The sequence below is a fragment of the Myceligenerans indicum genome (genome assembly GCF_016742955.1).
Classification (GTDB): domain Bacteria; phylum Actinomycetota; class Actinomycetes; order Actinomycetales; family Cellulomonadaceae; genus Myceligenerans; species Myceligenerans indicum.
This window is the reverse complement of sequence record NZ_JABBYC010000016.1, coordinates 67,865-74,519: the sequence shown is the minus strand read 5'-3', so window position 1 is coordinate 74,519 and position 6,655 is coordinate 67,865. Positions and strand designations below refer to the sequence as shown.

General features: G+C 69.6%; 6 protein-coding genes. 1 reads left to right on the top strand and 5 read right to left on the bottom strand.

Features of this window, described 5'->3' with window-relative positions:
• Window positions 1-782: 782 nt before the first annotated feature.
• The 3 genes from glmS to HGK34_RS11145 all read right to left on the bottom strand — a co-directional run bounded on the left by glmS (window position 783) and on the right by HGK34_RS11145 (window position 3,981).
• Complete coding sequence (gene glmS, locus HGK34_RS11155; RefSeq protein ID WP_201847168.1) at window positions 783-2,606, bottom strand: glutamine--fructose-6-phosphate transaminase (isomerizing); 1,824 nt, start codon at window positions 2,604-2,606, stop codon at window positions 783-785.
• A gap of 75 nt (window positions 2,607-2,681) precedes the next feature.
• On the bottom strand, window positions 2,682-2,945 hold the full coding sequence (locus tag HGK34_RS11150; RefSeq protein WP_201847165.1) for a hypothetical protein: 264 nt from the start codon (window positions 2,943-2,945) through the stop codon (window positions 2,682-2,684).
• An 88-nt stretch (window positions 2,946-3,033) separates the two neighbouring features.
• The gene (locus tag HGK34_RS11145) at window positions 3,034-3,981 is read right to left on the bottom strand and encodes an SDR family oxidoreductase (RefSeq protein ID WP_207193376.1); all 948 of its coding nucleotides are present in this window, start codon (window positions 3,979-3,981) and stop codon (window positions 3,034-3,036) included.
• A gap of 63 nt (window positions 3,982-4,044) precedes the next feature.
• Between HGK34_RS11145 and HGK34_RS11140 the strand changes: the two genes are divergently transcribed.
• On the top strand, window positions 4,045-4,626 hold the full coding sequence (locus HGK34_RS11140; RefSeq protein ID WP_201847163.1) for a TetR/AcrR family transcriptional regulator: 582 nt from the start codon (window positions 4,045-4,047) through the stop codon (window positions 4,624-4,626).
• A gap of 80 nt (window positions 4,627-4,706) precedes the next feature.
• Here the strand turns inward: HGK34_RS11140 and HGK34_RS11135 are convergent, their stop codons facing one another.
• Window positions 4,707-5,273 carry a hypothetical protein gene (locus HGK34_RS11135; RefSeq protein ID WP_201847161.1) on the bottom strand — a complete coding sequence of 189 codons (567 nt, stop codon included), beginning with the start codon at window positions 5,271-5,273 and terminating at the stop codon, window positions 4,707-4,709.
• A 120-nt stretch (window positions 5,274-5,393) separates the two neighbouring features.
• On the bottom strand, window positions 5,394-6,653 hold the full coding sequence (gene tyrS / locus HGK34_RS11130) for a tyrosine--tRNA ligase (protein WP_201847159.1): 1,260 nt from the start codon (window positions 6,651-6,653) through the stop codon (window positions 5,394-5,396).
• Between the last annotated feature and the right edge of the window lie 2 nt (window positions 6,654-6,655).

Sequence of the window (6,655 nt, the reverse complement as noted above, 5' to 3'; positions counted from 1 at the left end):
TTTTACTGATACTGGCCAGACCAAGCTGAACTGCTCGATCCGATCCAAAACATCCCCCACAACGAGGGACAAAATTTGGCATTGACTATCAAGCACACTGTTGAGTTCTCAAACAACCGACGCACACATCCGAACCAAACCTTCCGGCCTGACCCGCTCAGGGCGACTCGTAAAACTTACCAGATTCCCGGCTGCCCTTCCAAATCGCCCTGTTCCTTCTGGTTCAGGAAAATCTGTTCGGAACTACCGTTCATTCTGGAACCCGATTCAGGCAGCACAGAACAATGTTCTGTCATATCTGAAATGGGATTGTCATCTCCGGAACCGGCCGACCGCCGCGCGCTGCGCGTCGTCGTCCGTGCCTCCCGGGACAACTTCCATAACCTACCAGTCTGCGGTGCCGATCGCAACCGTCCTGTTCGGACTGCTGTCACAGCGTCAGATCGATGGGCCCCACAGTCTTCCAAGGCGCACGAGGCACCTGGTAGATCTTGAGTGAGTTCCCGCCCCGGGACCGGCCAGCCCGCGTTCTCCGCGGTTCCTGTCCGTGCCTCCCTGCCGGGCGAACGACGTGAACATTACACACACGACGCACCGATGCACAACTTCGGCCGTCATGTTCCGGCTCACACCTCGGCACGCGCCCGCGGGGCACGGACCTGCGGCCTGTACCTCACCGGTTCACGGCAGGCCGGAGCCGCCCTCGGCCGGCCTGCCGACTCGCGGCCGGCCGGCCCCGCCCGGTGTTCCCCGGGCAGGGTGCCGGACACTCATCCGTGTCCTCACTCGACCGTCACGGACTTGGCGAGGTTGCGCGGCCGGTCGATGTCGTGCCCGAGGTTCATCGCGGCGTGATAGGCCACCAGCTGGAGCGGGATCGTCAGCAGCAGCGGGTCCAGCTCCTTCTCGTTGCGCGGCACGTCGATCCGCTCCGCCGAGAGCTCTCCCAGGTCCACGTCCTCGTGGGTCACCACCACGAGCGGGCCGCCCCGGGCCGCGATCTCGTGGAGCGCGGCGACGTTGCGGTCGGTGAGCTCGTCGTCCGGAACGATCGCCACCGTGGGCACCTCGGGCGAGATCAGTGCGAGCGGGCCGTGCTTCAGCTCGGACATCTGGTACGCCTCCGCGTGCCGGTAGCTGATCTCCTTGAGCTTCTGGGCCCCCTCCCGCGCCACGGGGTAGCCCCGCACGCGGCCCACGAAGAACATGCTCTGTGCCTGCGACAACGTGGCGGCGACGCGGGCCAACCTGTCCTCGTCGGCGAGCACCTTCTCGATCTGTCCCGGTAGCTGCTGAAGTCCCGCGACGAGCCGTTTGCCGTCCGCCACGGACAGGTCGCGTACGCGCCCGAGTTGCAGCGCCAGCAGCGCGAAGCCGACGAACATCGTCGTCACGGCCTTCGTCGAGGCGACCGCGGTCTCCGGTCCGGCGTGCAGGTAGATCCCGCCGTCGCACGCGCGCGCGATCGCGGACCCCACCACGTTCACCAGGCCCACCGCGCGGCCGCCCTTGCGACGGATCTCCTCGACGGCGAGCAGCGTGTCGGCCGTCTCGCCGGACTGGCTCACCGCCACGTAAAGAGTGTCCGGGTCGATGACCGCGTCGCGGTACCGGAACTCGCTCGCCGCCTCCGCGTCGGCGGGTACCCGGGCCAGCTCCTCGATCAGCTGCGCGCCCATCTGGCCCGCGTAGTAGGCCGACCCGCACCCCAGGATCTTGACCCGCTGCACCGCACGGAGCTCGCGCGCATCCATCCTGAGCCCGCCGAGGTGCGCGGTGCCGAAGCGCTCGTCCAGCCGCCCCCGCAGCGTCCGCTCGACGCTGGCAGGCTGCTCCAGCATCTCGGTGTACATCCGCGGCTCTGCTCCCGTCGCGCCGTACTCGTAGGCGCTGGGGTCGACGTCGACCAGGTGCGCCGCCGTCTCGGTGCGCGAGAGGTCCCCCCGGAACGTCGTGAAGCCGGATGCCGTGATCGTCGCCAGCTCGCCGTCGTCCAGGTGCGCCACGGTGGTCGTGTGCCGCACGAGCGCCGCCAGGTCCGAGGCGACGAACATCTCCTTCTCGCCGACGCCGATCAGCAACGGGCTCCCGTTGCGTGCCACCACGATGCGGTCAGGGAAGTCCGCGTGCACGACGGCGAGGCCGTAGGTGCCCTCGACCGCCGCCAGCATGTCCACGACCTTGCCCTCGAGCGTCTCCGCCCCGGACCGACCGACCAGATGGGCGATCACCTCGGTGTCGGTGTCGCTGACCAGCTCCACGCCGGCGTCCTCGAGGCGCCGGCGCAGCGTCGCGGCGTTGTCCAGGATCCCGTTGTGCACCACCGCGACCTTTCCGCTCGCGTCGGTGTGCGGATGCGCGTTCACGTCCGACGCCGGTCCGTGGGTGGCCCATCGCGTGTGCCCGATCCCGGTACGGCCGGAGATCCTCTTCGGCATGGCCTCGAGAAGGTCCTTGACGCGTCCGGCGCGCTTGACCACGCGCAGCCCGGAGCCGATGACGGCGATCCCCGCAGAGTCGTAGCCGCGATGCTCGAGGCGCGCGAGCCCCTCGGTGAGCATCGGTGCCGCCTGCTGCCCGCCGACGTAACCGACGATTCCACACATGGTCCTGCTCCTCACTTCTCGGGGAAGACACGGCCGTTCCCAGTCTCACGGACGGACCCTCGGTCCGCCTCCGGCTCAGCCGTAGATCATCCGGCGCAGCTGGCGCTCGCTCAGCTCCGGCGCCGCCACGACCCGCTGCGACAGCTCACCGGCGAGGCAGGCGAAGATCTCGGGATTCCTCATCCCGCGTGTCTTCAGTTCGGCGTGCCGGCGTCGTACGACCTCCTGGACCGGTTCCGCGTAGTACGCGACGACGTCGCCGACCACCCGCCGGGCCTCGGCCGGGGTCAGCCCGGTGGTAGCCACGAGGTGGCCCACGAGCTCGGGTGTCGGTTCCATGGCGAGACTCTGACATCCGACGAGCGAATGCGCCAGTTCTTGCCCGAAGTCGGGCAAGAACTGGCGCATTAGGCTGTCGCCCCCGGGCTCATGTGCGGTCGTAGTGCCCTGCGGCGATGTCCTCCAGGAGCGTCGGACCCTCCGGCTTCCAGTCGAGCAGGTCGCGCGTGAGCTCGCTCGACGTGGGCACGTCGGCGCTGAGGAAGCCGCCGACGAACGGGATGGCTTCCGCCAGTTCCTCGGGCGACACCGACTCCGCCGGAAGGCCGAGCCGCTCCGCCAGCGCCTCGACGATGTCCCGCACGGGCACTCCCTGCTCCGCGACGGCGTGGAGCAGGGTTCCGGCCGGGGCGTCCTCCAGGCCGAGGCGAACGAGCCGGGCGGCATCGGACCGGTGCACGGCGGGCCAGCGGTTGGCGCCGTCCGCGGGGTAGGCGGCGCTGCCCCGGCGACGGAAGGCCTCGGCCGCGACGGCGACGAAGCCGTGGTCACCCTCGCCGTGGACGGTGGGAGCGAACCGCGCGCTGCTGACACGCACACCGCGGCCGACGTACTCGAGGGCGAGGTTCTCGGCTCCGCCGCGGGGCGAGTCGGGGCCCACGGCGGGGTTCCGGTCCCGCTCGGTGACGGTCCGGCCGACCCCGAGGCCGGCGACGCCGGCCGCCAGCACGAGGGGCCGACCGGAGCCCGCCAGCGCCTCTGCCAGCGTGTGAACGGCGGCGCGCTCGGCGCGGTTGGAGGCGGCGAGGTCGGTCCAGTCGTGCTTGTTCGCGAGGTGGATCACGCCGTCCGCCTCGGTGGCCCCGGCACGCAGGCCGTCCAGGTCGTCGAGGTCGCCGTGGCGGACGCGGGCTCCGAGCTCGCGCACGACGGCGGCCGAGGAGGTGGAGCGGGCGAGCCCGACGACCTCGTGGCCCGCCTCGACGAGTTCGGCGACGACGGCACGGCCGATGAATCCTGATGCTCCGGTGACGAAGACGCGCACGGTGGTGCTCCCTTCCTGGGGGGTGAATGCAGTGAAGTCAGTTACTGACATCACTGACGCTAGCACTGATGTCAGAAACTGTCATCAACCGTCTGTGCCACTACGATGCGACGCATGGCTCGTTGGAGACCGGGATCGACCGGGCGGCTGCAGCAGGCGGCGATCGAACTGTTCACGGAGAACGGCTACGACGCGACCACGGTGGCCGAGATCGCCGAACGTGCCGGCGTGACCGAGCGCACCTTCTTCCGGCACTACGGGGACAAGCGCGAGGTGCTCTTCGCCGGGCAGCAGGAGTTCCAGTCAGGCTTCGTCGATGCGATCACCGACGCCCCACCCGGCACGCCCGCGATGGAACTCTCCGCGCGAGCGCTCGACGCCGCGAGCCGAGCACTGCAGGAGGCTCGCGGGCGCGAGCACGCCCGCGCGAGGTACGCGATCATCTCCGCGCATGCCCCGCTGCGGGAGCGTGAACAACTCAAGCTCGCCGTCCTCGCCCAGGCGGTGACCGACGCCCTGGTCATACGCGGGATCCCCGACCTGCCGGCCCACCTCGCCGGCGACGTCGTCGTCTCGGTGTTCTCCACGGCCTTCGCGCGATGGATCGCCCCCGGCGAGACGCGCGACCTGTTGGACCTGCAGCACGAGGCACTCGCGGAGCTCGCGAACCTCGCCGGCACCATCACCGCGGCCTGAGCCACACCACCCAGGGCACGCCCTGAGCGGCCGCGGCCCGACCCGCCGCCGCGTGACCCGCCACCGCCCGGCCTTCGGGGTCAGCCGCGGCCGCTCTGCGACGTCACCGCGCGCAGGACGTCAGCGAGCATCTCGTCGGCCGGGCGGGGATCGTCGGTGATCCACCCGACGTCGTCGTGGTCGTGGCGGACGACGTCGCGCACGCCGGGCATGGCAGCCAGCCTCTCGACGTCCTGGTCATGGTCGGTCACAGGAAGACTCTCGTCGTCGACGTGGACGCTCCAGGACAGCACGCCGTCGGGCAGGACCTCCACATGGATCGAGAACGCATGCAGGTCGTCCGACGCGGTGTCGCAGGTCCGCCCGGTGCCGGAGCCGATCCACGGCTCGCCGAGCGTCGTCGGCCTCTCATCCGTGACGGCCCGCACCGCGGGACGATCCGCAAGAGCGACCGCTTCGTAGCCGATGCCGGTACCGGACTCGAACGACGGCGCAACACCAGGCACCCGGCACACGGGCAGCAACGGACGCGCACGCCGGCGAGCAAGCCAGAACAACACCAGGGTGACGGGCAGCAGAAGAACCGGCAGCACGATCTGGGTGATCACCACGAGCAGCACGAGCGCAACCATCGCGATCGCGCTCACGAGCATCCTGCCGACGACACGCAATACTCCCACCCCGTTGCCTCTCACCGTCGCCGCGAGGGCGGGCCGGACTCCGTTCCGGAGCCCGGCCCGTCCTCGTCGCCGATCCTGCGGATGGCCTCACTCCGCGGCGGCGACCGCCAGCGTCTTCTTGCCGCGGCGCAGGACGGCGTAGCTGCCGTGCAGCAGGTCCTCGGCCGCGAGCGCCTGGTCCTCGGCGGTCACCTTGACGTTGTTCACGTAGGCACCGCCCTCCTTGATGGCACGTCGCGCGTCACCCTTGGACTTCACCAGGTCCGCACCGACCAGCAGGTCGACGACGAGGTCCCCCGCCTTGGCGGTGACCCGCGGCAGTTCGCCGACCGCGCCCGCGAGCGTGCGCTCGTCCAGTTCGCCGAGTTCTCCCCGCCCGAACAGGGCGGCACTCGCCGCGATCACCGCCTCGGTCGCTGCGGCGCCGTGCACCAGGGTGGTGACGTCGCCCGCCAGCGCCTTCTGCGCCTCACGCCGGAACGGCCGCTCGGCGACCTCACCCTGGAGGGCCTCGATCTCCTCCCGGCTGCGGAACGTGAACACCTTCAGGTAGTTCACGACGTCCGCGTCGGCCTGGTTGAGCCAGAACTGGTAGAAGGCGTACGGGCTGGTCATCTCAGGGTCGAGCCAGACGGAGCCGCCCTCGGACTTGCCGAACTTCGTACCGTCCGCCTTCGTGATCAGCGGTGTCGTCAGAGCATGCACCGCCACGCCCTCCGACTTGCGGATCAGCTCGACCCCGGCCAGCAGATTGCCCCACTGATCGCTGCCGCCCAGCTGCAACGCGACGCCGTGCCGGTTGTGCAGCTCCCGGAAGTCCATGCCCTGCAGCACCTGGTAGCTGAACTCCGTGTAGCTGATGCCCTCCTCGGAGTTGAGCCGTCGGGCGACGATCTCCTTGGAGAGCATGGTGCCCATCCGGAAGTGCTTGCCGATGTCGCGCAGGAACTCGATCGCGCTCATCTGCGCGGTCCAGTCCAGGTTGTTCACCATGGTCGCGGCGTTCTCGCCGGAGAACTCGAGGAACGGCTCGATCTGCGAGCGGATCCGGTCCACCCAGCCGGCGACGACGTCGGGCGAGTTGAGGGTGCGTTCCCCGGAGTCGCGCGGGTCACCGATCAGGCCGGTGGCCCCGCCGACGAGGAGGTACGGCTTGTGCCCGGCGTCCTGCAGGCGGCGCGCGGTGAGGATCTGCACGAGGTTGCCGATGTGCAGGCTCGGCGCCGTCGGATCGAAGCCGACGTAATAGGCGACCGGGCCCTCCGACAGCGCAGTGTTCAACGCGGCCTCGTCCGTAACATGCGATACCAGGCCCCGCCAGTGCAGCTCGTCGAGCACGTCGGTCACTT